The organism is Salinarimonas sp., from assembly GCF_046292825.1.
GTDB lineage: Bacteria > Pseudomonadota > Alphaproteobacteria > Rhizobiales > Beijerinckiaceae > Salinarimonas.
On record NZ_JBKBQG010000030.1, the window covers coordinates 17,385 to 43,539 of the forward strand.

The 26,155-nt window shown below is 70.0% G+C and carries 19 protein-coding genes; 15 read left to right on the forward strand and 4 right to left on the reverse strand.

What is annotated here, in order from left to right:
• Nucleotides 1-186: 186 nt before the first annotated feature.
• Nucleotides 187-1,638 carry a YcjX family protein gene (locus ACK4UM_RS14455; RefSeq protein ID WP_409800385.1) on the reverse strand — a complete coding sequence of 484 codons (1,452 nt, stop codon included), beginning with the start codon at nt 1,636-1,638 and terminating at the stop codon, nt 187-189.
• A gap of 404 nt (nt 1,639-2,042) precedes the next feature.
• On the opposite strand from ACK4UM_RS14455, the gene ACK4UM_RS14460 reads away from it, so the two are divergent.
• From ACK4UM_RS14460 to rpoC, 9 genes are all read left to right on the forward strand, one after another.
• Nucleotides 2,043-3,296 (forward strand): NAD(P)/FAD-dependent oxidoreductase, encoded by a 1,254-nt coding sequence (locus ACK4UM_RS14460; protein WP_409800387.1) that lies wholly within the window; start codon nt 2,043-2,045, stop codon nt 3,294-3,296.
• Nucleotides 3,297-3,505: 209 nt separating this feature from the next.
• Nucleotides 3,506-3,709, forward strand: coding sequence for a preprotein translocase subunit SecE (secE, locus tag ACK4UM_RS14465; protein WP_409800389.1), 204 nt, complete (start codon nt 3,506-3,508; stop codon nt 3,707-3,709).
• A 5-nt stretch (nt 3,710-3,714) separates the two neighbouring features.
• Nucleotides 3,715-4,248 (forward strand): transcription termination/antitermination protein NusG, encoded by a 534-nt coding sequence (nusG, locus tag ACK4UM_RS14470; RefSeq protein ID WP_409800391.1) that lies wholly within the window; start codon nt 3,715-3,717, stop codon nt 4,246-4,248.
• A gap of 178 nt (nt 4,249-4,426) precedes the next feature.
• The gene (gene rplK / locus ACK4UM_RS14475; protein ID WP_409800393.1) at nt 4,427-4,858 is read left to right on the forward strand and encodes a 50S ribosomal protein L11; all 432 of its coding nucleotides are present in this window, start codon (nt 4,427-4,429) and stop codon (nt 4,856-4,858) included.
• Between the two features lie 10 nt (nt 4,859-4,868).
• Nucleotides 4,869-5,564: a 50S ribosomal protein L1 gene (gene rplA / locus ACK4UM_RS14480; RefSeq protein ID WP_409800395.1), complete on the forward strand. Its 696-nt coding sequence runs from the start codon at nt 4,869-4,871 to the stop codon at nt 5,562-5,564.
• A gap of 535 nt (nt 5,565-6,099) precedes the next feature.
• Nucleotides 6,100-6,618 (forward strand): 50S ribosomal protein L10, encoded by a 519-nt coding sequence (gene rplJ, locus ACK4UM_RS14485; RefSeq protein WP_409800397.1) that lies wholly within the window; start codon nt 6,100-6,102, stop codon nt 6,616-6,618.
• Nucleotides 6,619-6,669: 51 nt separating this feature from the next.
• Nucleotides 6,670-7,041, forward strand: coding sequence for a 50S ribosomal protein L7/L12 (gene rplL, locus ACK4UM_RS14490; RefSeq protein ID WP_409800399.1), 372 nt, complete (start codon nt 6,670-6,672; stop codon nt 7,039-7,041).
• A 279-nt stretch (nt 7,042-7,320) separates the two neighbouring features.
• Nucleotides 7,321-11,442: a DNA-directed RNA polymerase subunit beta gene (rpoB, locus tag ACK4UM_RS14495; RefSeq protein WP_409800401.1), complete on the forward strand. Its 4,122-nt coding sequence runs from the start codon at nt 7,321-7,323 to the stop codon at nt 11,440-11,442.
• A gap of 111 nt (nt 11,443-11,553) precedes the next feature.
• Nucleotides 11,554-15,738 carry a DNA-directed RNA polymerase subunit beta' gene (gene rpoC / locus ACK4UM_RS14500; protein WP_409800403.1) on the forward strand — a complete coding sequence of 1,395 codons (4,185 nt, stop codon included), beginning with the start codon at nt 11,554-11,556 and terminating at the stop codon, nt 15,736-15,738.
• A gap of 84 nt (nt 15,739-15,822) precedes the next feature.
• On the opposite strand, the gene ACK4UM_RS14505 is transcribed toward rpoC, so the two are convergent.
• Nucleotides 15,823-16,095: a hypothetical protein gene (locus tag ACK4UM_RS14505; protein ID WP_409800405.1), complete on the reverse strand. Its 273-nt coding sequence runs from the start codon at nt 16,093-16,095 to the stop codon at nt 15,823-15,825.
• A gap of 26 nt (nt 16,096-16,121) precedes the next feature.
• Nucleotides 16,122-16,589 (reverse strand): methyltransferase family protein, encoded by a 468-nt coding sequence (locus tag ACK4UM_RS14510; protein ID WP_409800406.1) that lies wholly within the window; start codon nt 16,587-16,589, stop codon nt 16,122-16,124.
• Nucleotides 16,590-16,861: 272 nt separating this feature from the next.
• Here ACK4UM_RS14510 and ACK4UM_RS14515 point away from each other — a divergent pair, with 272 nt between their 5' ends.
• The 3 genes from ACK4UM_RS14515 to ACK4UM_RS14525 all read left to right on the forward strand — a co-directional run bounded on the left by ACK4UM_RS14515 (nt 16,862) and on the right by ACK4UM_RS14525 (nt 19,451).
• On the forward strand, nt 16,862-17,143 hold the full coding sequence (locus ACK4UM_RS14515; RefSeq protein ID WP_409800408.1) for a GIY-YIG nuclease family protein: 282 nt from the start codon (nt 16,862-16,864) through the stop codon (nt 17,141-17,143).
• 277 nt (nt 17,144-17,420) lie between these two features.
• Complete coding sequence (locus ACK4UM_RS14520; protein ID WP_409800410.1) at nt 17,421-18,593, forward strand: isovaleryl-CoA dehydrogenase; 1,173 nt, start codon at nt 17,421-17,423, stop codon at nt 18,591-18,593.
• A gap of 78 nt (nt 18,594-18,671) precedes the next feature.
• Nucleotides 18,672-19,451 carry a class II glutamine amidotransferase gene (locus ACK4UM_RS14525; protein ID WP_409800412.1) on the forward strand — a complete coding sequence of 260 codons (780 nt, stop codon included), beginning with the start codon at nt 18,672-18,674 and terminating at the stop codon, nt 19,449-19,451.
• Between the two features lie 4 nt (nt 19,452-19,455).
• Here the strand turns inward: ACK4UM_RS14525 and ACK4UM_RS14530 are convergent, their stop codons facing one another.
• Nucleotides 19,456-20,346 (reverse strand): lytic transglycosylase domain-containing protein, encoded by an 891-nt coding sequence (locus ACK4UM_RS14530; protein WP_409800414.1) that lies wholly within the window; start codon nt 20,344-20,346, stop codon nt 19,456-19,458.
• 206 nt (nt 20,347-20,552) lie between these two features.
• On the opposite strand from ACK4UM_RS14530, the gene ACK4UM_RS14535 reads away from it, so the two are divergent.
• The 3 genes from ACK4UM_RS14535 (at nt 20,553) to ACK4UM_RS14545 (ending at nt 26,151) form a co-directional block, all read left to right on the forward strand.
• A complete protein-coding gene (locus ACK4UM_RS14535; RefSeq protein ID WP_409800416.1) occupies nt 20,553-22,850 on the forward strand; it encodes a PAS domain S-box protein in 2,298 nt (765 codons plus the stop codon).
• A 526-nt stretch (nt 22,851-23,376) separates the two neighbouring features.
• Nucleotides 23,377-24,984: a D-alanyl-D-alanine carboxypeptidase gene (locus ACK4UM_RS14540; RefSeq protein WP_409800418.1), complete on the forward strand. Its 1,608-nt coding sequence runs from the start codon at nt 23,377-23,379 to the stop codon at nt 24,982-24,984.
• 801 nt (nt 24,985-25,785) lie between these two features.
• Nucleotides 25,786-26,151, forward strand: a complete 366-nt coding sequence (locus tag ACK4UM_RS14545; protein WP_409800420.1) for a hypothetical protein — start codon at nt 25,786-25,788, stop codon at nt 26,149-26,151.
• Nucleotides 26,152-26,155 lie beyond the last annotated feature (4 nt).

Genomic DNA, 26,155 nt, shown 5'->3' on the forward strand with positions numbered 1-26,155 from the left:
TTTCTCCGCACCGGGGGCCCCACCCGGACGGGGGGGGGGGGGTGGGGGTGGGTGGCGCTGCGAGCGGAGCGAGACGGGTCGGGTGGGGCCCGGGTGGAGATCTGCCTCCGAACCTCGGGCCCCACCCGACCTCCGTCGCTTCGCTCCGGAGGCCACCCTCCCCTGCGGGGAGGGATCGTCGCTGCATCAGGCCAACCGGTCTCCGATCAGGAATTGGAGGGCGCGGTCGAGGCGGATCTGGGGGAGGCGGCAGGCGCGGCTGCCGGGGTCGGCGCGGGCGGGAGGCGGGCGGAAGCGGGGGAAGCGCAGCGAGCCGGGCTCCACCGCGCCGCGGAAGATGGCGCCGGGGTCCTCCGGCAATTCGCCGGGGAAGACCGCCGCGCGCGCGATCCCGTCGAAGACCTCGCCGTCGATCCGCTCGCCCGCCTCCGGCACCCCGGCGACGGCCTCGAGCGACAGCCCGTCCTCGCGCACGATCGTCTCCTGCGTCGCGCGCACGGAGGCGAGGGCGACCGCCTCGATCCGCGCGCCGGCGGCCTCGCCGCGCTTGACCGCGCGCTCGACGAGGAGCCGCAGGATGGCTTCGAGCCGCGCATGGCTCGTCTGGTGGACGTGGTCGGCCTTCGTCGCGGCGAAGAGCACGCGCTCGGCGCGCGGCGCGAAGATCGCCGAGAAGAAGGTGTTGCGCCCCGCGCGGAAGGCCAGCAGCACCCGGTCGAGCGCGCGCTCGAGCTCGGCGAGCGCGGAGGGGCCGGCATCGATCGCGGCGAGCACGTCGACGAGGACGATCTGCCGGTCGATGCGCTGGAAATGCTCGCGGAAGAAGGGCCAGACCACGTGGCGCTTGTAGGCGTCGTAGCGGCGCTCCATCAGCGCGGCGAGGCTGCCGCGTTTCGCGCTCGATCCGGGGGCGAGCCGCAAGGGCGCGAAGGTGAGGGCGGGCGAGCCGGCGAGATCGCCCGGCATCAGGAAGCGCCCCGGCGGCGTCGTCGCGACCGCCTCCGGCCCCGCGCGCAGAGCCACGAGATAGTCCTTGAACATTTGCGAGAGCGCCCCCATCGCGCCCTCGTCGGGCGGCCCGTCCGGATCGAGCGCATCGAGCGCGGCGAGGAAGGGCGCGGCGAGCGGCGCGCGGTCGGGGCGGCGGGTGCCGTCGAGCACCTCCGCCGACCATTGCGCGAAATCCTGGTCGATGAGCGTGAGGTCGAGGAGCCATTCGCCGGGATAGTCGACGATGTCGAGCGTCAGGCTCGACGGTCCCGAGAGCCAGGCGCCGCGCCCGCGCTCGTACTCGATCTCGACGCGCAGCTCGCTCACGCGATCGGTCGAGCCCGGCCAGCGCCGCTCCTCGACGAGAAGCCGCAGATTGTCCTCGTAGGCGAAGCGGGGCACGGCATCGTCGGGCTGGGCGGCGAGGCGCGCGCGGCGGATGCGGCCCTCGTGGGCGGGCTGGAAGGCGGGCAGCGGCGTGCCCTCGACGAGGTGGTGGACGAGCGCCGTCGTGAACACCGTCTTGCCCGAGCGCGCGAGCCCGGTGACGCCGAGCCGAAGCCCGGGGCGGACCGTGCTCGCGGCGTAATCGCCGAGATTGACGATGGCGTCGAGCGCCTGGCGGGCGTAGCTGTCTCTGATGGGCACCGGCTGACCGTCGTCGTGGCTTCGTCTCGGGCGTGTCGGCCCTCACTTAAGGCCGCGCGCGCGAAAACGCCACTCGCAACGCTTCGGTTCGAGCGGCGGAATGGGGTCCGTCGATCGCGAACGGTTCGGAAGACGGGCCTCCGGGTTGTCATCCCGGACGCCGAAGGCGATCCGGGACCCATATTCACGACGTGTCAGTCGCAGCCTGTATGCTGCGTTTCTGCGACGATTGAACCTGCTGCACGGTGGTGCAGCGAGCGCGGCATGCGCGCTCGGGCGCTCGTCGAGCGTATGGGTCCCGGGTCCGCTTCGCGGCCCGGGATGACAGCGTCCCATTGATTTTGGAGGTCGCGAGGCGTCTAGAAGGACGCAGAGCGCTTCAGGTCGAACCGGGAGAAACATCGATGGTCACGCAGCGGCAGGTGGCGATCGTCGGCGCCGGCCCGGCGGGGCTCGCTGCGGCGGAGCGCCTCTCCGGGCGGGGCGACGTCGCCGTCGCGATCTACGAGCGCATGCCCTCGCCCGCGCGAAAATTCCTGATCGCGGGTCGCGGCGGGCTCAATCTCACCCATTCCGAGCCGCTCGACGCCTTCCTCGCGCGCTATCGCGGCAGCCTCGCGGAGGATCTGCGCGCGGACGTGCGCGCCTACGATCCGGCCGCGCTCGTCGCCTGGTGCGAGGGGCTCGGCGAGCCGACCTTCGTCGGCTCCTCGGGCCGCGTCTTCCCGAAGAGCTTCAAGGCGAGCCCGCTCCTGCGCGCCTGGCTGCGCCGGCTGGAAGAGCGCGGCGTGCGGCTCGTCGCCCGCGCGCTGTGGACGGGCTTCTCGCCGGACGGCGCGCTCGTCTTCGACACGCTCCAGGGCGCGATGCGCGTGCGCGCCGACGCGACGATCCTCGCGCTCGGCGGCGCGAGCTGGCCGCGGCTCGGCTCGGACGGCGCCTGGGTCGACATCCTCGCGCGCGCCGGCATCCCGGTCGCGCCTCTGGTGCCGGCCAATGTCGGCGTCGAGATCGCCTGGAGCCCGCTCTTCGCCGAGCGTTTCGCGGGCACCCCCTTGAAGCGCGTCGCCATCGCGCGCGAGGGGGGAGGGGAGGCTCGGGTCGCGAGCGAGGCGATCGTCACGCGCCACGGGCTCGAGGGCACCGCGATCTACCGCCTCGCCGATCTGCCCGAGGCGCTCGCGGCGGGGCCGGTGCGGCTGCGCGTCGATCTCCGCCCGGATCTCGACGAGGCCGCGCTCGCCGCGCGGATCGAGGCCGGCGGTCGCAAGAAGACGCTCACCGAGCGCCTGCGCCGCGCCGGCATCCCGCCGGTCGGCGCCGGCCTGATGCGCGAGGCGGCGGGGGCGGCGCTGCCTGAGGCGCCCGCCGCGCTCGCGCGCCTCGCCAAGGCCGTCCCGCTCGTCGTGAGCGGCCTGCGCCCGATCGATCGGGCGATCTCCAGCGCCGGCGGAATTCCCGCCGAGGCGCTCGTCCCCGGCACGAGGCGGCTCGCGGCGCGCGACGGCGTCTTCGTCGCGGGCGAGATGCTCGACTGGGCCGCGCCGACGGGCGGCTATCTCCTGCAAGGCGCGTTCGCGAGCGGGGTGCGGGCCGCGCGCGAGGTGGAGGCGTGGCTCGGGGAGGAGCGAGGCGGCGAGCACGCGCCGCCGCCGTGACCCCTCGCCAAGACCCCCTGCGATGAGCCCGGATGCGGCGGGCGCGCGACGCGCGGCTTGATTTCCCCTCCACGGGGGCTTATTACCCCCCTGCTCCGGCCGCGCGAGTCGCGTGCGGGCCGGTCGAGCGCGACAGCGAGCCCTCTGCCGACGGTGCCCCGAACGGGGGCGCTGCGCGGCGCGAGGGCGCTTTTGGCTTCATGGATACGATGGCGAAGGCGAAGACGTCCCCCTTCCAGTTCCTCCAGCAGGTCCGTGCCGAGGGCTCCAAGGTCACCTGGCCCACGCGCAAGGAGACCATGGTCACGACCGGCATGGTCTTCGTGATGGTGCTGCTCGCCGCCCTGTTCTTCCTCGTGGTCGACTGGCTGCTGCGCACCGGCGTCGGCCTCGTCCTCGGGCTCGGGGGCTGATCGTCATGGCCATGCGCTGGTACATCGTCCACGCCTACTCGAACTTCGAGAACAAGGTCGCTCAATCGCTGAAGGATCAGGCCGATCAGCGCGGGCTCGCCGAGAAGTTCGAGGAGATCCTGGTGCCGACCGAGAAGGTCGTCGAGGTCCGCCGCGGCCGCAAGGTCGACACCGAGCGGAAGTTCTTCCCCGGCTACGTGCTGGTGAAGTGCGAGATGACCGACGAGGTCTACCACCTCATCAAGAACACCCCCAAGGTCACCGGCTTCCTCGGCGCCGACAAGGCGAAGCCGATGCCGATCCCGGACCACGAGGCCGAGCGCATCAAGGGCCAGGTCGCTGAAGGCGTGGAGCGGCCCAAGCCCTCAGTGCATTTCGAGGTCGGCGAGACGGTGCGCGTCTCCGACGGCCCCTTCGCGTCGTTCAACGGCGTGGTCGAGGAAGTCGACGAGAGCCGCTCGCGCGTGAAGGTCGCCGTGTCGATCTTCGGCCGCGCGACCCCGGTCGAATTGGAATACGCCCAGGTCGAGAAGGTCTGAGGGGCGCGCAGCCCCGCCCGACGACACGCGGCGCATCGCCGCGGCGCAGTGACGCGTCGCGGCGCACATGCGCGGGAGGTCCGCCCGGTCGCCATCCGGGCTCGCATAGGACCGTACCGCGCCCTGCAACCCTCCGCACCGGTCGGCAGCCGGTGACGGACGACACGGGAGCAGTCCCATGGCGAAGAAGATCACGGGCTACGTGAAGCTTCAGGTCCCGGCCGGCTCGGCGAATCCCTCGCCGCCGATCGGCCCCGCGCTCGGTCAGCGCGGCCTCAACATCATGGAATTCTGCAAGGCCTTCAACGCGAAGACCGCGCAGATGGAAAAGGGCATGCCGATTCCGGTGGTCATCACGGCCTACCAGGATCGCAGCTTCACCTTCGAGATGAAGCAGCCGCCGGTCTCCTACTTCCTCAAGCGCGCCGCCGGCGTCCAGAAGGGCTCCACCACGCCCGGCAAGGGCGGCAACGTCGGCAAGGTCACCGCGGCCCAGGTCCGCGAGATCGCCGAGAAGAAGATGGTCGACCTGAACTGCGACACCGTCGAGTCGGCTGCGGCGATGATCGCCGGTTCCGCCCGCTCGATGGGCCTCGAAGTCGTGGACTGAGGAGGGTAGAATGGCCAAGGCTGGAAAGCGCATCCGCGCCGCCCGCGAGGGCATCGATCCCACCAAGGAGTACGGCCTCGACGAGGCGATCGAGCTGCTCAAGCAGCGCTCCAAGGTGAAGTTCGACGAGACCGTCGAGATCGCGATGAATCTCGGCGTCGATCCCCGTCACGCCGACCAGATGGTCCGCGGCGTCTGCAACCTGCCGAACGGCTCGGGCCGCACGGTCCGCGTCGCGGTCTTCGCGCGCGGCGCCAAGGCCGACGAGGCCAAGGCGGCGGGTGCCGACATCGTCGGCGCCGAGGACCTGCTCGAGACGATCCAGGGCGGCACGATCGATTTCGATCGCTGCATCGCGACCCCGGACATGATGCCGCTCGTCGGCCGTCTCGGTAAGGTGCTCGGCCCGCGCGGCCTGATGCCGAACCCGAAGGTCGGCACGGTCACGATGGACGTGAAGGGCGCCGTCGAGGCCGCCAAGGGCGGCGCGGTCGAGTTCCGCGTCGAGAAGGCGGGCATCGTGCATGCCGGCATCGGCAAGCTCTCGTTCGAGACGGGCAAGCTCGCCGAGAACGTGAAGGCCTTCGCCGACGCGGTCGCCAAGGCGAAGCCGTCCGGCGCCAAGGGCACCTATATCGAGCGCATCGCCGTCACCTCGACCATGGGCCCCGGCCTCAAGGTGACGCTGTCGAGCGTCATGAGCTGACGCCCGGCGCACGTCGCGGCGCGGTGCCGGGGCGCTTCCGCGAGAGAGGCGAGCGTGGGAAAAACGCGCTTGACTTTTTCGTGGAAAAGCCCTTGGCATCCACGCCGCGACGCGTTAAGGAAGCGGTCCGCGTTTTCAATGAGATGAGGCTCGGCGCGATCGAGCCTCGTTCTGCGCGTTTCCGCCCGGGCGACCGGGCGGAGGACGGGCCCGCCGCTTCGCCGAAAGGCGCGGGGAGGGTCCAATGTCCTGTCCGAGACTGCGGGTGCCCCGCCGGCTTCGTGCCGAAGGGGCTTGAATCCCGGGATTTTCCGGGGGCCGGCATAGACGGGGAAGAGCGTTTTCCACGGGGGTTCGGCGCCATGCCGACGCCCGGAAGAGGTTCGAACCATCTCGCCCGAGATCGCGCGTCCCGCGCGGCCGAGGGGGACAGGGCTTGCTAGAGCGCCGTCTGTCGGCCCGGCGAGCCGGAGCGAGAGACGGCAAGTGCAACCGGTCGGAACGTCTTCCGTTCCGTCCAACCGGAGAGAGCCCAGTGGATAGAGCAGCCAAGCGCGAGCTCGCCGCGACGCTCAACGGCGTGTTCACCAGCACGTCCGTGGTCGTCGTCGCCCACTATTCCGGCCTTTCGGTCGCCGACATGCAGAAGCTGCGCGCGCAGATGAAGCAGGCCGGCGCCTCCGTCAAGGTCGCGAAGAACCGCATCGCCAAGATCGCTCTCGAAGGCACGGAGGTCGCCTCGATCTCGCAATACCTGCAGGGCCCGACCCTGCTCGCGTATTCCGACGATCCGGTCGCCGCTCCGAAGGTCGCCGTCGACTTCGCCAAGGCCAACGACAAGTTGGTGATCCTCGGCGGAGCGATGGGTCAGACCGCTCTGAACCCGGACGGTGTCAAGGCGCTCGCCACGCTGCCGTCCCTCGACGAGCTGCGCGGTACGCTGATCGGCCTGATCCAGGCCCCGGCGACCAAGATCGCCCAGCTGTCGACCGCGCCTGCCGCCAAGCTCGCGCGCGTGTTCGGAGCCTATGCCAAGTCCGAGGAAGCGGCCTGACGCTGCCCCCCTTCAACGAAACCCGTTCGAACCTATCTAGGATGTAAGACAATGGCTGATCTTGCCAAGCTCGTCGACGACCTGTCGTCGCTCACCGTTCTCGAGGCCGCCGAGCTCGCGAAGATGCTCGAGGAGAAGTGGGGCGTGTCGGCTGCCGCCGCCGTCGCCGTCGCCGCTCCGGCCGCCGCCGCCGCCGCTCCGGTCGAGGAGAAGACCGAGTTCGACGTCGTCCTCGCGTCCGCCGGCGACAAGAAGATCGAGGTCATCAAGGAGGTCCGCGCGATCACCGGTCTCGGCCTGAAGGAGGCCAAGGACCTGGTCGAGGGCGCGCCCAAGACCGTGAAGGAGGCCGCGTCGAAGGACGAGGCCGAGAAGATCAAGGCGCAGCTCGAGAAGGCCGGCGCCAAGGTCGAGCTCAAGTGATCTTCGGCCGGTCGCGTACGCGATCGGGTCGAGACGACGCCGACGGTCCCGGGTTTCCCCGGGGCCGTCGTTTCCGTCCGGTGGCCAGGGCATGCGAGCCCGGCCGCGGACGTTTCGAGCGGGGGGTGATGCGCCCCTCGAGGCAAGCCTGAGCCGCCCACGCCGCATGGCGCGACGGGCGGGGCGGCTGACCCGGGGCCCGGACGGGCCCACCTCTCCGAGGGCGCGGTATCGCACCCCCGGGCTCCGGGTCAGCCGTGGATGAGGAGCAAGGTCGACATGGCCAACACGCTGCTAGGCCGCAAGCGCATTCGCAAGTCCTTCGGGCGGATTCGGGAAGTCGCGGAGATGCCGAACCTCATCGAGGTTCAGAAGGCGTCCTACGACCAGTTCCTCCTGGTCGACGAGCCGAAGGGCGGGCGCCCCGACGAGGGGCTGCAGGCGGTCTTCAAGTCCGTGTTCCCGATCTCGGATTTCGCGAGCACCGCGCTGCTCGAATTCGTCAAGTACACCTTCGAGCCGCCGAAATACGACGTCGACGAGTGCCGTCAGCGCGGCATGACCTTCGCCGCGCCGCTCAAGGTGACGCTGCGGCTGATCGTGTTCGACGTCGATCCGGACACGCAGGCGAAGTCCGTCAAGGACATCAAGGAGCAGGACGTCTACATGGGCGACATGCCGCTCATGACGGACAACGGCACCTTCATCGTCAACGGCACCGAGCGCGTCATCGTCTCGCAGATGCACCGCTCGCCGGGCGTGTTCTTCGACCACGACAAGGGCAAGACGCACGCGTCGGGCAAGCTCCTCTTCGCCGCGCGCATCATCCCCTATCGCGGGTCGTGGCTCGACATCGAGTTCGACGCCAAGGACATCGTCCACGCGCGCATCGACCGCAAGCGCAAGATCCCGGTCTCGTCGCTCCTCTATGCGCTCGGCCTCGATTCGGAAGAGATCCTCGACACCTTCTACAACCGCATCCTCTACAAGCGCGACAAGGACGCCTTCCGCGTTCCCTTCGACGCCGAGCGGATGAAGGGCTTCAAGGGCTCGGTCGACCTGATCGACGCCGATTCCGGCGAGGTCGTGCTCGAGGCCGGCAAGCGTCTGACCGCGCGCGTCGCCCGCCAGCTCGCCGAGCGCGGCGTCACGGCGCTGCGCGCGACCGACGAGGACCTGCTCGGCCAGTACGTCGCCGAGGACCTCGTCGATTACGCGAACGGCGCGATCTTCGCCGAGGCCGGCGAGGAGCTCAACGAGAAGCTCCTCAAGGTGCTCGCCGAGGCGGGCTTCGACGAGATCCCCGTCCTCGACATCGACCACGTCAATGTCGGCCCGTACATCCGCAACACGCTCGCGGTGGACAAGAACTCCGCCCGCGAGGAGGCGCTGTTCGACATCTACCGCGTGATGCGTCCCGGCGAGCCGCCGACGCTCGACACCGCGGAGGCGATGTTCCATTCGCTGTTCTTCGACGCCGAGCGCTACGACCTCTCGGCGGTCGGCCGCGTGAAGATGAACATGCGCCTCGATCTCGACGCGCCCGACACGCATCGCACGCTGCGTCGCGAGGACATCCTCGCGGTCGTCAAGGCGCTCGTCGATCTGCGCGACGGCAAGGGCGAGGTCGACGACATCGACCATCTCGGCAATCGCCGCGTCCGCTCGGTCGGCGAGTTGATGGAGAACCAGTACCGCCTGGGTCTCCTGCGCATGGAGCGCGCCATCAAGGAGCGGATGTCGTCGGTCGACATCGACACCGTGATGCCGCAGGACCTGATCAACGCCAAGCCCGCGGCCGCCGCGGTGCGCGAGTTCTTCGGCTCCTCGCAGCTCTCGCAGTTCATGGACCAGACGAACCCGCTCTCCGAGGTCACCCACAAGCGCCGCCTCTCGGCGCTCGGCCCGGGCGGCCTCACCCGCGAGCGCGCGGGCTTCGAGGTGCGCGACGTGCACCCGACCCATTACGGCCGCATCTGCCCGATCGAGACGCCGGAAGGCCCGAATATCGGCCTCATCAACTCGCTCGCGACCTTCGCGCGCGTGAACAAGTACGGCTTCATCGAGACGCCCTTCCGCCGCGTGCACGAGGGCCGGGTCACCGGCGAGGTGATCTATCTCTCGGCCATGGAGGAGGCGAAGTACAACGTCGCTCAGGCCAACGCCGCGCTCGACGAGGACGGCCGCCTCACCGAGGATCTCGTGATCTGCCGCCGCGCGGGCGACGTCATCGTGATGCCGCCGGACCGCGTCGACCTCATGGACGTGTCGCCCAAGCAGCTCGTCTCGGTCGCGGCCGCGCTGATCCCGTTCCTCGAGAACGACGACGCCAACCGCGCGCTGATGGGCTCGAACATGCAGCGCCAGGCGGTGCCGCTCGTGCGCGCCGACGCGCCCTTCGTCGGCACCGGCATGGAGGCGGTGGTCGCGCGCGATTCGGGCGCCGCCATCGGCGCGCGCCGCGCGGGCGTGGTCGACCAGGTCGACGCGACGCGTATCGTCATCCGCGCCACCGAGGAGACCGATCCCGGCAAGCCCGGCGTCGACATCTACCGGCTGCAGAAGTTCCAGCGCTCGAACCAGAACACCTGCATCACGCAGAAGCCGCTCGTGCGCGTCGGCGACGTCGTGGCCAAGGGCGACATCATCGCCGACGGCCCCTCGACCGAGCTCGGCGAGCTCGCGCTCGGCCGCAACGTGCTCGTCGCCTTCATGCCGTGGAACGGGTACAACTTCGAGGACTCGATCCTCCTCTCCGAGCGGATCGTGAAGGAGGATGTCTTCACCTCGATCCACATCGAGGAATTCGAGGTGATGGCCCGCGACACCAAGCTCGGGCCGGAAGAGATCACCCGCGACATCCCGAACGTCTCGGAAGAGGCGCTCAAGAACCTCGACGAGGCGGGCATCGTCTATATCGGCGCCGAGGTGAACGCGGGCGACATCCTGGTCGGCAAGATCACGCCCAAGGGCGAGAGCCCGATGACGCCGGAGGAGAAGCTGCTCCGCGCCATCTTCGGCGAGAAGGCGTCGGACGTGCGCGACACCTCGTTGCGGGTGCCGCCGGGCGTCACCGGCACGATCGTCGAGGTGCGCGTCTTCAACCGCCACGGCGTCGACAAGGACGAGCGCGCCCAGGCGATCGAGCGCGAGGAGATCGAGCGCCTCGCCAAGGACCGCGACGACGAGCAGGCGATCCTCGACCGCAACACCTATGCGCGCGTGGCCGATCTCCTCGTCGGCCAGACGGCGCTCGCCGGGCCGAAGGGCTTCCGCAAGGACACCGAGCTGACCCGCGAGATCGTCAACGAATATCCGCGCTCGCAATGGTGGGCCTTCGTCGTCGCCGACGATGCCCGCATGGCCGAGCTCGAGGCGATCCAGAAGCAGTACGACGAATCGAAGAAGCGCCTCGAGCAGCGCTTCCTCGACAAGGTCGAGAAGCTGCAGCGCGGCGACGAGCTGCCTCCGGGCGTCATGAAGATGGTCAAGGTCTTCGTGGCGGTGAAGCGCAAGATCCAGCCCGGCGACAAGATGGCCGGCCGCCACGGCAACAAGGGCGTCGTGTCGAAGATCGTGCCGCTCGAGGACATGCCGTTCCTGGAGGACGGTACCTCGGTCGACATCGTGCTCAACCCGCTCGGCGTGCCCTCGCGCATGAATGTCGGCCAGATCCTCGAGACCCATCTCGGCTGGGCCGCGGCCGGTCTCGGCCGGCAGGTGGCCGAGGCGGTGGAGGCCTATCGCCGCGCCCACGACATCGCGCCTCTGCGCGAGACGCTGACGCGGATCTACGAGGACGGCGATGCCTTCGACGGGCTCGAGGACGAGACGCTCGTCGAGCTCGGCTCGAACCTCACCCGCGGCGTGCCGATGGCCACCCCGGTCTTCGACGGCGCCAAGGAGGCCGACATCGAGCGCATGCTCGAGATGGCCGGGCTCGATCGCTCGGGCCAGGTGACGCTCTACGACGGGCGCACCGGCGAGCCGTTCGACCGTCGGGTGACGGTGGGCTACATCTACATGTTGAAGCTCCACCACCTCGTCGACGACAAGATCCACGCCCGCTCGATCGGCCCCTACTCGCTCGTCACCCAGCAGCCGCTGGGCGGCAAGGCGCAGTTCGGCGGCCAGCGCTTCGGCGAGATGGAGGTCTGGGCGCTCGAGGCCTACGGCGCGGCCTACACGCTGCAGGAGATGCTCACCGTCAAGTCGGACGACGTCGCCGGCCGCACCAAGGTCTACGAGGCCATCGTGCGCGGGGACGACACCTTCGAGTCCGGCATTCCGGAGAGCTTCAACGTGCTCGTCAAGGAGATGCGCTCGCTCGGCCTCAACGTCGAGCTGACGTCCTCGAAGTCGAACGAGAACGAGCTGCCGCCCTCCGAGGCGGCGGAATGAGGCCCTGATCGGGTTCCGATACGAGACCGGCCGCGGGGTGCCCACAGCCCCGCGGCGTCATGCGCTTTACGCGGCGAGGGGACGGCGGCCTCGCCCTGCCAGGAGACGGCGATGAATCAAGAGGTCATGAACCTTTTCAACACTGCGGCGCAGCCGCAGTCGTTCGATCAGATCCGGATTTCGATCGCGAGCCCCGAGAAGATTCTGTCCTGGTCCTACGGCGAGATCAAGAAGCCGGAGACCATCAACTACCGCACCTTCAAGCCCGAGCGCGACGGTCTGTTCTGCGCGCGCATCTTCGGGCCGATCAAGGATTACGAGTGCTTGTGCGGCAAGTACAAGCGCATGAAGTACAAGGGCGTCATCTGCGAGAAGTGCGGCGTCGAGGTCACGCTCGCGCGCGTGCGGCGCGACCGCATGGGCCATATCGAGCTCGCCGCCCCCGTCGCCCATATCTGGTTCCTGAAGTCGCTGCCCTCGCGCATCGGCCTCCTGCTCGACATGACGCTCAAGGATCTCGAGCGGATCCTCTATTTCGAGTCCTACGTCGTCATCGAGCCGGGCCTCACGCCGCTCAAGGAGCGCCAGCTCCTGTCGGAGGAGGAGTACCTGCGCGCGCAGGAGGAGTTCGGCCAGGACAGCTTCACGGCGATGATCGGCGCCGAGGCGATCCGCAAGATCCTCGAGGATCTCGACCTCGAGAAGATCGCCATCGACCTGCGCCACGAGATCGCCACCACGACCTCCGAGCTCAAGCCGAAGAAGCTCCTCAAGCGGCTCAAGATCATCGAGGCCTTCGTCCAGTCGGGCAACCGCCCCGAATGGATGATCCTGACCGTGATCCCCGTCATCCCGCCGGACCTGCGCCCGCTCGTCCCGCTCGACGGCGGCCGCTTCGCGACGTCGGACCTGAACGACCTCTACCGTCGCGTCATCAACCGCAACAACCGCCTGAAGCGCCTCATCGAGCTGCGCGCGCCCGACATCATCATCCGCAACGAGAAGCGGATGCTGCAGGAGGCGGTCGACGCTCTGTTCGACAACGGCCGCCGCGGGCGCGTCATCACGGGCGCCAACAAGCGCCCGCTGAAGTCGCTCGCCGACATGCTCAAGGGCAAGCAGGGCCGCTTCCGCCAGAACCTGCTCGGCAAGCGCGTCGACTATTCGGGCCGCTCGGTCATCGTCGTGGGTCCCGAGCTCAAGCTGCACCAGTGCGGCCTGCCCAAGAAGATGGCGCTCGAATTGTTCAAGCCCTTCATCTATTCGCGTCTCGACGCGAAGGGCTATTCGGCCACCGTCAAGCAGGCGAAGAAGCTCGTCGAGAAGGAGCGTCCCGAGGTGTGGGACATCCTCGACGAGGTCATCCGCGAGCATCCGGTGCTGCTCAACCGCGCGCCGACGCTCCACCGCCTCGGCATCCAGGCCTTCGAGCCTGTGCTGATCGAGGGTAAGGCGATCCAGCTGCACCCGCTCGTCTGCGCCGCCTTCAACGCCGATTTCGACGGCGACCAGATGGCCGTCCACGTGCCCCTCTCGCTGGAAGCCCAGCTCGAGGCGCGCGTGCTGATGATGTCGACGAACAACATCCTGCACCCGGCCTCAGGCGCGCCGATCATCGTGCCCTCGCAGGACATCGTGCTCGGCCTCTACTACCTGTCCATCCTCGCGGAGGGGCAGCCGGGCGAGGGGATGCTGTTCTCCGATCTCGGCGAGATCGATCACGCCCTCTTCCAGAAGGCGATCAATCTCCACACCAAGATCAAGTTCCGCGCCACCAATATCGGCGAGGACGGCGTGCCCTACACGCAGGTCTACGACACCACGCCCGGTCGGGCGATCCTCGGCACGCTCCTGCCGCGGAGCCCCCGCGTCACCTTCGACGTCGTGAACAAGCTCATGACGAAGAAGGAAATCTCCAACATGATCGACACGGTCTACCGCAATTGCGGGCAGAAGGAGACGGTGATCTTCTGCGACCGGATCATGGCGATGGGCTTCTACCACGCCTTCAAGGCGGGCATTTCCTTCGGCAAGGACGACATGGTCGTGCCGGAGAACAAGTGGGACATCGTCGAGGAGACCCGCAAGCTCGTGAAGGATTACGAGCAGCAGTACCAGGACGGCCTGATCACCCAGGGCGAGAAGTACAACAAGGTCGTCGACGCCTGGGCGAAGTGCTCCGATCGCCTCGCTCAGGAGATGATGGCCCGCATCTCGTCGGTGCAGAAGGACGACCAGGGTCGCGACAAGCAGGTCAACTCGATCTACATGATGTCGCATTCGGGCGCCCGCGGCTCGCCGGCCCAGATGAAGCAGCTCGCCGCCATGCGCGGCCTGATGGCCAAGCCCTCGGGCGAGATCATCGAGACGCCGATCATCTCGAACTTCAAGGAAGGCCTCGACGTCCTCGAGTACTTCAACTCGACCCACGGCGCCCGCAAGGGTCTCGCCGACACCGCGCTCAAGACGGCGAACTCGGGCTATCTCACCCGTCGTCTCGTCGACGTGGCGCAGGACGCGGTCATCCGCGAGGTGGATTGCGGGACCGAGAAGGGTATCGCGATGCGCGCCATCGTCGATGCCGGTCAGGTCGTCGCGACGCTCGGCTCGCGCATCCTCGGCCGCACCGCGGGCGAGGACGTGGTCGACGTCGAGGGCGAGATCCTGGTGCCGAAGGGCGTCATGATCGAGGAGAAGCACATCGACGCGATCAACGCGGCCGGCGTGCAGGAGGTGAAGATCCGTTCGGTTCTCGTCTGCGAGACCAAGAACGGCGTCTGCGCCACCTGCTACGGGCGCGATCTCGCCCGCGGCACGCCCGTCAACCAGGGCGAGGCCGTCGGCGTCATCGCGGCGCAGTCGATCGGCGAGCCGGGCACCCAGCTCACGATGCGCACCTTCCACATCGGCGGCGCGGCGCAGATCGCCGACACCTCCTTCGTGGAGAGCTCCTTCGAGGGCAAGGTCACGCTGCGCAACCGCTACGTCGCGCGCAATTCGGACGGCGAGCTGATCGCGATGGGCCGCAACGTGGCCGTCGTGATCATCGGGCCGGACGGCGCCGAGCGCGCGGTGCATCGCATTCCCTATGGCGGCCGCCTGCGCGTCGACGAGGGGGATTCGATCAAGCGCGGTCAGCGCATCGCGGAGTGGGATCCCTATTCGCGTCCCATCATCGCGGAAGTCGACGGCGCGGTCGCCTACGAGGATCTCGTCGACGGCGGCTCGATCGTGGAGACGATGGACGAGGCGACCGGCATCGCCAAGCGCGTCGTCATCGACTGGCGCGGCTCCTCGCGCACGGCCGATCTGAAGCCCGCGATCACGATCATGGACGAGGACGGCAAGATCAAGAAGCTGCCGCGCGGCGGCGACGCCCGCTCGCTGCTCGCGGTCGACGCGATCATCGCCGTCGATCCGGGCAACAAGGTCAAGGCCGGCGACGTGCTGGCCCGCGTCTCGACCGAAAGCGCCAAGACGCGCGACATCACGGGCGGTCTGCCGCGCGTGGCGGAGCTGTTCGAGGCGCGCCGTCCGAAGGATGCGGCGATCATCGCGGAGAAGTCGGGCACGATCCAGTTCGGGCGCGACTACAAGAACAAGCGCCGCCTGACGCTGACCCCGCACGACGGCTCGGATCCGGTCGAGTACCTGATCCCGAAGGGCAAGCACATCCACCTGCAGGACGGCGACGTGGTCGAGGTCGGCGATTTCATCGTCGACGGCAACCCGGCGCCGCACGACATCCTGGCGATCAAGGGCGTCGAGGAGCTCGCCGCCTATCTCGTCAACGAGATCCAGGAGGTCTATCGCCTGCAGGGCGTGTCGATCAACGACAAGCACATCGAGGTGATCGTCCGCCAGATGCTGCAGAAGGTCGAGATCACCGAGACGGGCGACACCGAGCTGATCGCCGGCGAGCAGATGGATCGCCTCGAATTCGAGGAGATCAACGAGCGTCTTCTCGCCGACAACAAGAACAAGAAGCCCGCCGTCGGCGTGCCGGTCCTGCTCGGCATCACCAAGGCGAGCCTGCAGACGCGCTCCTTCATCTCGGCCGCGTCCTTCCAGGAGACCACCCGCGTCCTCACCGAGGCGGCGGTCAACGGCAAGGTGGACGAGCTCGAAGGGCTCAAGGAGAACGTCATCGTCGGCTCGCTCATCCCGGCCGGCACGGGCGCCCTCTCCGCGCAGATCCGCGGGATCGCGACGCGTCGCGACGGGCTCATCCTCCAGCAGAAGGCCGAGGCCACCGGCGCCGGCACCGGCGTCGGCGAGCTGCCCGCGGGCGAGTGAGCCTTCGGCTGCAAGCCATCGACGAGACGAGAAAGCCGCCCTTCGGGGCGGCTTTTTCATGTGGTGCAGCGGCTGGATCGGCCTTCAGGCGGCTTTTCGAAAGGACCGCAGAGTCACGCCACCGTCGGAGCGCACGGTCGTGATCACGATCATCGACGTCTCGGCGCTAGGATGCGTCATGCAAAAGGCGATGGCCTCGTCCTCGGAGGCGAGATGCTTGCTGAGGGTCTCCGCATGTTGCGACGTGGCGCGTTGGAAGGCGATCGTCCTGAGTTCGAACCCGGAATCCACCTCGTGGACGTAGAAGACGGGGGTGCCCGCTTCGATGTGGATCTGCGCCGTCTCGTCGAAAGCCATCGAACTGCCTCCTCGTCGATTTCCCCTCACAGCCAACGCCGCACCCGCCCCGCATAATCCCGCCACGCCTGCCCGAACCGCGCTTCCAGATGCCGCTCCTCGCGCGCGATCGCGAGCCGCGAGACCGCGACGGCGGCCACGAGGGCGGCGGGGATCGCCCAGAGCCAGTCGAAGGCGAGGCCGAGGCCGATCACCATCAGCGTGTTGCCGAGATAGATCGGGTTGCGCGAGAAGCGGAACGGCCCGTCGGTCGCGAGCCGATCGGCGCCGCGATGGGGCATGATGGTCGTCGCGTGCCGGCGAAAGGTGAGGGCCGTCCAGACGTCGAGCGACAGCCCGCCCGCGGCGAGCACCGCCCCGAGCGCCCGCACGACCCCGTACCCGCCATGGCTCGTCGGCACCACCCATTCGAGCCCGAGCGCCACGAGCGCCGCGCCCGCGAAGAGGATTGGCGGCCAGGGGATGCGGTTGGGGCGCTCGGTGAGATCGTTCATGGCCATCACCATCGCCTGAACTCCGGCCGAGCACAAACCGTGTCATTCCGGACGCCGAAGGCGATCCGGGACCCAAACCCTCGACGCTCGGGTCGCAGCCTGTAGGCTGCGTTTCTCCGAGGATCGAAGCTGCTGCGAGGTCGAGCAGCGAGCGCGGCATGCGCGCTCGGACGGTCGTCGCGGATATGGGTCCCGGGTCCGCTTCGCGGCCCGGGATGACAACCTCCGCTATGAAGGTGTATCATGGAGAGAATGCATCTCATAGGTGCGCAATGTACTACGTCTACATGCTCGCCAGTCGCCGAAACGGAACGCTCTATACCGGTGTGACGAACGATCTGTCGCGCCGCGTCTTCGAGCATCGGCAGGGGGCGGTGCCCGGCTTCACCCGCCGCTACGGAGTCGCCCGTCTGGTCTGGTACGAAGTTCACACGGAGATCGAAGCGGCCATCACTCGGGAAAAGCGGATCAAGCGCTGGAAGCGAGACTGGAAGGTCACGCTCATCGAGGATATGAACCCGCTCTGGGCGGACCTCTACCCGACGCTCCGCTGAGACCGGATGGTGTCATCCCGGACGCCGAAGGCGATCCGGGACCCATACCCTCGACGCTCGGGTCGCAGCCTGTAGGCTGCGTTTCTCCGAGGATCGAAGCTGCTGCGAGGTCGAGCAGCGAGCGCGGCATGCGCGCTCGGACGGTCGTCGGAGCTTATGGGTCCCGGGTCCGCTTCGCGGCCCGGGATGACAGACCCCCGACGCCGCGCCTCCCCGTCGACACACGCGCTCCCGCTGCCTATAACGAGCGCAAACGAACCCACCGAGGATGCGCGCCATGATCCCCAATGCCGGCAAGAGCCTCAATTTCGATCTCGGCGAGACCGCGGACGCCATCCGCGAGACGGTGCAGGCCTTCGCCTCCGAGAAGATCGCGCCCCGCGCCGAGGAGATCGACCGCACGAACACCTTCCCGCGCGACCTGTGGGTGCCGATGGGCGAGCTCGGCCTGCACGGCATCACGGTCGAGGAGGAATGGGGCGGGGCGGGGCTCGGCTATCTCGAGCACGTCGTCGCGATGGAGGAGATCTCCCGCGCGTCTGCCTCGGTCGGCCTCTCCTACGGCGCCCATTCGAACCTGTGCGTCAACCAGATCCGCCGCAACGGAACGAGCGCGCAGAAGGAGAAGTATCTGCCCAAGCTCATCTCCGGCGAGCATGTCGGCGCGCTCGCGATGTCGGAGCCGGGTGCGGGTTCGGACGTCGTGTCGATGCGCACCCGCGCCGACAGGAAGGGCGACCGTTACGTGCTCAACGGCAACAAGATGTGGATCACGAACGGTCCCGTCGCCGAGACGCTCGTCGTCTACGCCAAGACCGACCCGAGCGCCGGGCCGCGCGGCATCACCGCCTTCCTGATCGAGAAGGGCATGAAGGGGTTCTCCACCCACCAGAAGCTCGACAAGCTCGGCATGCGCGGCTCCGACACCTGCGAGCTCGTGTTCGAGGATTGCGAGGTGCCGGAAGAGAACGTGCTCGGCGAGGTCGGACGCGGCGTCAACGTGCTGATGTCGGGCCTCGATTACGAGCGCGCGGTGCTCGCGGCGGGCCCGCTCGGCATCATGCAGGCGGCGATGGACGTGGTCCTGCCCTATGTCCACGAGCGCAAGCAATTCGGCCAGCCGATCGGCCAGTTCCAGCTCGTCCAGGGCAAGGTCGCGGACATGTATGTCCGCATGAACGCCGCCAAGGCCTATGTCTACGCCGTCGCCAAGGCCTGCGACCGCGGCGAGACCACGCGCGAGGACGCGGCCGGCGCGATCCTCTACGCGGCCGAGCTCGCCACCCAGGTCGCGCTCGACGCGATCCAGCTGCTCGGCGGCAACGGCTACATCAACGACTACCCGACGGGACGCCTCCTGCGCGACGCCAAGCTCTACGAGATCGGCGCCGGCACGAGCGAGATCCGCCGCATGCTGATCGGCCGGGAATTGTTCGACAAGTCGGCCTGAGCGCGAACGCCGCGCCCGCGGATCCGCCCGCGCGGCGCGGGCGTTGTCGGCAGGGCTCGTCGGAGCGCCGGGGGGAGCATGTGCGAGTTGTTGGGCATGAGCGCGAATGTCCCCACAGACATTCGCTTCAGCTTCGCGGGCCTCGCCCGGCGGGGCGGGGGGACGGGGCCGCATCGGGACGGTTGGGGCATCGCCTTCTACGAGGGCCGCGGCTGCCGCGCCTTCCATGATCCGCAGCCGAGCGCCGATTCCGAGATCGCGGGGCTGATCCGCCGCTACCCCATCAAGAGCCGAACCGTCATCGCCCATGTCCGCCGGGCCAATCGCGGGCGCGTGGCGCTCGAGAACACGCACCCTTTCCTGCGCGAATTGTGGGGCCGGCCTTTCGCCTTCGCCCATAACGGCCAGCTGAAGGGCGCCAAGAGGCTTCCCCTCGGCGCCTATCGGCCGATCGGGACGACGGACAGCGAGCACGCCTTCGCCTTCATGCTCCACCGCCTGCGCAGCCGCTACGAGCGCGAGCCCGCGCCGGCGACCCTCGACCGGCGCATCGCCGAGATCGTCGCCGAGCTCGCGCCGATGGGCGTCCTCAACCTGCTCCTGAGCGACGGCCGCACCCTCTACGCCTTCGCCGACAAGCGCCTGTCCTATCTCACGCGCGAGGCGCCCTTCGGCAAGGCGACGCTGGTCGACGAGGATCTCCAGGTCGATTTCGCGCGCGAGACGACCCCCGACGACGTCGTCACCGTGATCGCCACCCGCCCGCTCACCCGCGACGAGACCTGGACGACGATCCCCCCGCGCACCCTCATCGCCTTCCGCGACGGCCGCGTCGCCTCCACCTACGCGGCGGCGTGAGCCGTCAGCTCCTCACCACCACGCACGCCCCGCCGGCGTCGCGGATGCGGCGGCAGAGGGCTTCCGCTTCCGCGCGGGTCTGGGCGGGGAGGCGCACGCGGTAGAAGGGCGCGCCGCCGCGGGTGCGCATGCGGGTGCCGATCACCATCGGCTGCGCGTCACCGACGACGGAGGCGACCTGCCGCCGCGCGCGCTCGAAGGTGGCGAGCGCGCGCTCGCGCACGAAATTGCCCGCGAGCTGGACGCCCCAGGGCGCGAACGGGCTCAGCGCCGGCCCCGGCGCGCCTGGCAGGCCCGGTCCGCGCAGAAGGGCGACGAGGGTGAGGCAGCGCTCGTCCTCTTCGGCGGCCGCGGCCGCCTCCTCGTCTTCCGCGCTCTGCGCCGGAAGCTCGACGGCGCCCCCGGCGAGCGCGGCCCAGTCCTCGGCGCTGCGGCTCGTGATGCGCATGACGAAATCGCGCGTCTCGAGCGGCAGCCCGCCGCGCGCCGCGAGCCAATCGGAGACGCGGCGCGGGCCGCCATTGTAGGCCGCCGCGGCGAGCCCCTTGTTGCCGAAGCGCGCCTTGAGATCGGAGAGCAATTCCGCCGCCTTCGGGATCGCCTGCTCGGGGTCGAACGGATCGGCGAGGCCGCGCTCGGCGGCGGTGCCGGGCATGAACTGGGCGATGCCCTGCGCGCCGGCGTGGCTGACGACGTGCGGTCGAAAGCTGCTCTCCTGCCAGATCAGCCGCGTGAGGAAGCCGATCGGCAGGTCGTTCGCCCGCGCCGCGCCCTCGATCATCCGGCACACGGCCTCGTCGAGCGTCTCTTCGGCCTGTGCTCGGGCAGGGGAGGGGGCGAGGCTCGCCGCCACGAGGAGCAGCAGGATCCACAGCGCCCATGGTCGCATCCGCATCGCGATCTGCCCTCTTCGCGTCCCGTTGCGTCACACTGATCGTAGCAGAGGTCGCCGCTGCCGCACCGACGCCTTTCGCGCACCCGCGAGCAGAGACTCTCCGGTTTCGGAACGGCCGCGGTGCGATCGCGTTCCACAATCGCGGCTCGAACATGCCCAGACTCGGGCCGCTGTGTCGCGTCCCGCCGCTCGAGAGGCTCTGGCCCATGGTCGATCGTCATGCTGACCCGTTCGGCGAGGCCGCGCGCGGCGGGGCCGCGTCCGGCGAGATGGCGCTGCGGATCGGCGCGGCGGACTGGGCCTCGAATCCGCTCGGTCCGCCCGAGGCCTGGCCGGAGCGCTTGCGCACCCTCGTCGCGCTGATGCTCGACGCCATCCAGCCGATGTTCCTGACCTGGGGGCCGCAGCGGATCGTCCTCTACAACGACGGCTACGCCACGTTGCTCGGCCGGCGCCATCCCGAGGCGCTCGGGCGCCCCTTCGCGGAGGTCTGGCCCGAGCTCGCCGATCAGGTCTTCCCCATCCTCGACCGGGCCTATGCGGGCGAGGCGACGGCGATGAGCGACATCCGCCTCGTGATGCACAGGCACGGCTATCCCGAGGTGGCCCATTTCGCCTTCTCCTACACCCCCGTCCGGAACGGCGACGGCACGGTCGTGGGGATGTTCTGCGCCTGCACCGAGACCACGGCCGAGGTCCGCGCGCGTGCTCTGGAGCGGGCCGAGCGCGAGCGGCTGCGCGTCCTGTTCTCGCAGGCACCGGGTTTCATGGCGGTGCTGCACGGGCCCGACCACGTCTTCGAACTCGTCAACGACGCCTATGCGCAGCTCGTCGGTCGCGATCGCGCGCTCGTCGGCTGTCCGGTCGCGCGGGCGCTGCCCGAGCTCGCGGATCAGGGCTTCCTCGAGCGGCTCGACGAGGTGCGGGCGACGGGCCTCCCCTTTGTCGCGCGCAACGCCGCCGTGCGCCTCGCGCGCGGCCCCGCCGGGGAGGCGCAGCGGCGCTTCGTCGACTTCGTCTTCCAGCCGATCGTCGACGACAACGGCGAGCCGAGCGCCATCTTCGTGCAGGGCGTGGACGTCACCGAGCACGTCGCCGCCGAGACGGCCCTTCGCGTCAGCGAGGAGCGGCGTCGCCTCGCCGCCGAGGCCGCCCGCATCGGCGTGTTCGACCTCGACCTCGCGAGCCGCGCGCTGTTTCTCGACGAGCACGCCCGTGCGCTGCTCGAGCTGCCCTCGCAGGGCCCCTACGACCTCGACACGCTCCTCGCGCATGTCGATCCGGAGGACCGCGCGGACGTCGAGCGGACGGTGCGCGAGCGCATCGCGCGCGGCACGATCGGCGGGTTCGCGCTCGAGTTCCGAACGGTGCAGGATGCGCGCGGCGCGCGCCGCTGGATCGCCTGCGACGGCCGCACGATCCTCCAGGAGGACAAGCCCGCGCGCGTGATCGGCACCCTCGCCGACGTCACCGAGCGCCGGATCGGCGAGATGCGCCTCGCCGAGATCGCCGAGCGCTACCGGCTCGCCGCGCGCGCCACCAACGACGCGATCCGCGACTGGGATCTCGCCTCCGACCAGGTGATCTGGAACCGCGCCGTCGAGACGCTGTTCGGCCACGCCGTGATCGAGACGCAGGCGGCCTGGATGATGGAGCGCGTGCATCCCGAAGACCGCGCCCGCGTCGAGGCGGAGCTGCGCGCCGCGATCGAGGGGGGCGGGCGGCGGTTTCGGGCCGAGTACCGGTTCGCGCGCGCGGACGGCAGCTACGCCTTCGTGCTCGACCGCGGCTACGTGCTGCGCGACCGGGAGGGCCGGGCGCAGCGCGTCATCGGCGCGATGCTCGATCTGAGCGAGCGGCGGCGCGCCGAGGAGCGCCAGGCGCTGATCCAGCGCGAGCTGCACCATCGCGTCAAGAACACGCTCGCGACCGTCCAGGCGATCGCCGCCTCGACCATGCGCACGTCGCCGAGCCCCGCGGCCTTCCGCGCCGCCTTCACCGATCGGCTGATCTCGCTGGGGCGCACCCATACGCTCCTCATCGAGAACGCCTGGGAGGGCGCCGGCATCGCCGACATCCTCCAGCTCGAGCTCGAGCCCTATGCGGACGGGCGCGGCTCGCGCATCGCCCTCGACGGGCCGCGCGTCGCGCTCCCGGCCGAAATCGCGGTCGCCTTCGGCATGGCCGCCCACGAGCTGACGACGAATGCGGCGAAGCACGGGGCGCTCTCGGTGCCCAATGGCCGCGTCGTCGTCCGCTGGAGCGTTTCAGACGAGGCGGACGGCACCCGGCGCCTCCGGCTGCGCTGGTCGGAAGAGGGCGGGCCCCCTGTCGAGAAGCCGACCCGCGCCGGCTTCGGCACCCAGATCCTCGAGCGCGCGCTCGCCGTCCAGCTCCACGGCCACGTCCGCCTCGCCTACGAGCCAGGCGGTCTCCAGGTCGCCATCGAGGCCACGCTCGCCGCGCCCGAGGAGAATGCGGTCGGCGAGGGGGGCACGGGGTAGGGGGCTTTCGCGAGCCGAGAGCGCCGCCGCTCGCCTTGCCCCGGAGAGTTCGAAAGGCTGTCATCCCGGGCCGCGAAGCGGACCCGGGACCCATATCCACGAGGATCGTTCGAGCGCGCATGCCGCGCTCGTTCCGCTACATTTGGGCAGCTTCCGATGGAGAAACGCAGCCAACAGGCTGCGACTGAGCCGTCGTGGATATGGGTCCCGGATCGCCTTCGGCGTCCGGGATGACACCGCAGATAGAAACGACAGCGCGCACCATCGCCGTCGCGCCCACGGACACCCGCCCCCTCGGCAGCATGCGACGCGCTCGCGCCAGTCTCCGATCGACGCGCCGCCTCTATTGCCACGCTTTCGCGGCGCGAATTTGCCGAGATCTCGACATGTTCAAAAATATTCCTACGGAACCTTTCGGCGTTTTTATTTGCGACCTGCCCCACGATCGCCGCGAAGTCGCGACAGGTGTTGGTGAGCAGCCGAGAAGAGCTGAACCGTTCCCGCCGCCGATTGGGGCCGTCGAAACATGATCAGCCAGTACTCCGTGCGCGCGCGCAAGCTCCTTGCCGTGCTCCCCGTTCTCGCCGCCTTCGTCCTCGCGTCCCCTACGCCCGCCGCCGCCTACGATCCGCCCTTCGCGGCGATCGTGGTCGACGTGAATGCGGGGCGCGTGCTGCACGAGGTGAATGCCGACCACCTGCGTTATCCCGCCTCGATCACGAAGGTGATGACGCTCTACCTCGTCTTCGAGCGCCTCGAGGCTGGCAGCCTCTCGCTCGACACGCCCCTGCGCGTGTCGGCCCGCGCCGCCGCCGAACCGCCCTCGAAAATCGGCGTCAAGCCCGGCACGACGATCACCGTCGAGCAGGCGATCAAGGCGCTCGTCACCCGCTCGGCGAACGACGTCGCCACCGTCGTCGCGGAGAATCTCGGCGGCAGCGTCGAGGGCTTCTCCGCGCTGATGACCCGCCGCGCGCGGGCGATCGGCATGGAGCGGACCGAGTTCCGCAACGCGCACGGCCTGCCGAACGCGGCCCAGGTCTCGACCGCGCGGGATCTCGCGGTCCTCGCGGTGGCGATCCAGGACCGCTTCCCCCAGTACTACACCTATTTCCAGACCCGCAGCTTCGACTTCGAAGGCACGAGGCACGGCAACCACAACCGCCTGCTCGGGCGCGTGCGCGGCGTCGACGGGATCAAGACCGGGTTCATCCGCGCCTCCGGCTTCAACCTGATGACGAACGCCAAGGTCGACGATCGGCACATCGTGACGATCGTCCTCGGCGGGCGCTCCGGCGCGCATCGCGACGGGATCGTCACCGGGCTCGTCGAGCGCTACATGCCGCAGGCCTATGCCGGCGCGCGCACGACGCGGCTCGTCGGGACGGCGCCGTCCGCCGGGCGCATGCTCGTCGCGGCGAACGTCCCGACGCCGCCGACGCGGCCGCTCGACCTGCCCGTCCTCGTCATCGCCGAGCTCGACCCGGAGCCCGATCCGGAGGAGACCGGCCCCGCCGGCGAGCGCGCCGTCGCCGCCTTCGGCGATCTCGACGCCGACCAGGGCTCGACCACGCTCGCCGAGGAGAAGCCCGAGACCGAGGTCGCGAGCGCGCCGGCGATGCCGGCCATGCCCGCCGCGTCCGCCTCCGCGACCGCCACGCTCCGGACCGCCGCAGCGCCCGTCGCCGCCGCTCCCGCCGCATCCCTCCAGGCGGCCGGCGAGGACGCGCGCGAGGATTTGGCGGCTGGCGTCGCGGCGCAGCCCGACGTCGTGGCCGAGCTGCCCGAGCCGCTCGACCATCCCGTCCCGCCCGCGCGTCCGCTCCGCCTCGCCGCCGCCGCGCAGGCTGCCGCCACGGCGCCCGCCGCCGCTGCCGCGCCGGCTCCGTCCGGTCACGCGATCCAGCTGTCGGCGGCGACGAGCGAGCGTGCGGCGCTCGATCTCCTCGAGCGGGCGCGGGGCAAGGTCGGCTCGCCGCTCGCGCAGGCGCAGCCCGTGGCCGAGCGCGTGCGCAACGGCTCGCGGACCTTCTACCGCGCCCGCTTCGCCGGCTTCGGCAGCGCGGGCGAGGCGCAATCCGCCTGTCGCGCGGTCAAGCGTGCGGGGTTCGATTGCTTCGAGATGCGGCTCTGACGCGCGCCCTCTTCTGGGCGAGGAAGTAAGCAGGGGCGCCGTTCCCGGAGCCGTCGCGGCCCGGGAACGGCGGCTGCGACGGGGCGTTTGACCTCGGTCGGCCGAAGACGGCCGGCCGTTCGCGTCGGGGGGCCGGACGAGGCACGCTCCTGCTCGAAGGTCGACCCGATGCGCTCACGATACACCACCGCCGCTGCGATCGCGGCGCTGACGCTCGCTTTCGCCACCCATCCCCCGTTCATTGGCAGCGACCCGGCCTTCGCCCAGGGACGCAGCGACAGCGCCCCTGGCCGCGGCGGCGACGGTCCGCCCGGCCGCAGCGACGACGGCGGGCCTCCCGGCCAGAGCGACTCGACGTCCGGCGCGCGCGACGACGGCTCTCCCGGCCGCAGCGGTTCCGCGCCCGGCCGCGGCGGCGACGGGCCTCCGGGGCAGGGGGGTGGTTCCCCGGGTGGGGGCGGTTCGGGTGGCGGCGGTCCGGGTGGCGAGAGCCCTAATGGCGGTGATCCCGGTGGTGGCGGTCCCGGTGGCGGCGGTTCCGGTGGCGGCGACGAGAGCGCGTCTCCAGCTCCGCCGCCCTCTCCGTCCGGCCCTCCGGGCGACACGACGCCGTCGACCCCCGGCGCTGGCTCCGGCCCCGCCCCCGGCGCGAGCGCGCCCGCAGCACCGCCCGCCGCTCCGGCGCCATCCGTGGCCGCACCGTCTCCGGCCCCGTCTCCGGCCCCGTCTCCGGCCCCGTCTCCGGCCCCATCTCCGGCCCCATCGCCTGTCCCTGCCGCCCCGCCGCTCGATCCCCAGACCGTGGGCTCGATCCCCGGCGGCGGCGGGCGCGGCGGGCCCGATCTTCCGGTTCAATTCCTGCCGGGACGGGACGCCGCGCGGGCGGCCGCGCCGCCGGGGCGGCTCGCCCCGCTGCGCGCCGCGCCGGGCGTGGACGAGCCGGTGGTGCGGGTCTGCTGGAGCGCGCTCGCGGCCGCGGCGCAGCCCTTCGGCGCGATCTACGTGGAGGCGGCGAGCGCGGGAGGGGCGCGGCGCGCGCGCAACGGCGAGATCGACGTGCCGCTGCGGGCGCGCGTGCTCTACGGCCCGCCGCAGGGCAACGCGGTGCGGGAATCGCGCGTGACCTGTCGTCTCGACGCCGCGGGCCGCGTCAGCGGCTTGCAATGAGCGC

Excerpts from the sequence above, each read along its gene's own strand:
- ACK4UM_RS14460 (WP_409800387.1), top strand. The coding sequence starts at position 2,043 with ATGGTCACGCAGCGGCAGGTGGCGATCGTCGGCGCCGGCCCGGCGGGG.
- secE (WP_409800389.1), top strand. The coding sequence starts at position 3,506 with ATGGCGAAGGCGAAGACGTCCCCCTTCCAGTTCCTCCAGCAGGTCCGT.
- nusG (WP_409800391.1), top strand. The coding sequence starts at position 3,715 with ATGGCCATGCGCTGGTACATCGTCCACGCCTACTCGAACTTCGAGAAC.
- rplK (WP_409800393.1), top strand. The coding sequence starts at position 4,427 with ATGGCGAAGAAGATCACGGGCTACGTGAAGCTTCAGGTCCCGGCCGGC.
- rplA (WP_409800395.1), top strand. The coding sequence starts at position 4,869 with ATGGCCAAGGCTGGAAAGCGCATCCGCGCCGCCCGCGAGGGCATCGAT.
- rplL (WP_409800399.1), top strand. The coding sequence starts at position 6,670 with ATGGCTGATCTTGCCAAGCTCGTCGACGACCTGTCGTCGCTCACCGTT.
- rpoB (WP_409800401.1), top strand. The coding sequence starts at position 7,321 with ATGGCCAACACGCTGCTAGGCCGCAAGCGCATTCGCAAGTCCTTCGGG.
- rpoC (WP_409800403.1), top strand. The coding sequence starts at position 11,554 with ATGAATCAAGAGGTCATGAACCTTTTCAACACTGCGGCGCAGCCGCAG.
- ACK4UM_RS14505 (WP_409800405.1), bottom strand. The coding sequence starts at position 16,095 with ATGGCTTTCGACGAGACGGCGCAGATCCACATCGAAGCGGGCACCCCC.
- ACK4UM_RS14510 (WP_409800406.1), bottom strand. The coding sequence starts at position 16,589 with ATGAACGATCTCACCGAGCGCCCCAACCGCATCCCCTGGCCGCCAATC.
- ACK4UM_RS14515 (WP_409800408.1), top strand. The coding sequence starts at position 16,862 with ATGTACTACGTCTACATGCTCGCCAGTCGCCGAAACGGAACGCTCTAT.
- ACK4UM_RS14520 (WP_409800410.1), top strand. The coding sequence starts at position 17,421 with ATGATCCCCAATGCCGGCAAGAGCCTCAATTTCGATCTCGGCGAGACC.
- ACK4UM_RS14525 (WP_409800412.1), top strand. The coding sequence starts at position 18,672 with ATGTGCGAGTTGTTGGGCATGAGCGCGAATGTCCCCACAGACATTCGC.
- ACK4UM_RS14530 (WP_409800414.1), bottom strand. The coding sequence starts at position 20,346 with ATGCGGATGCGACCATGGGCGCTGTGGATCCTGCTGCTCCTCGTGGCG.
- ACK4UM_RS14535 (WP_409800416.1), top strand. The coding sequence starts at position 20,553 with ATGGTCGATCGTCATGCTGACCCGTTCGGCGAGGCCGCGCGCGGCGGG.
- ACK4UM_RS14540 (WP_409800418.1), top strand. The coding sequence starts at position 23,377 with ATGATCAGCCAGTACTCCGTGCGCGCGCGCAAGCTCCTTGCCGTGCTC.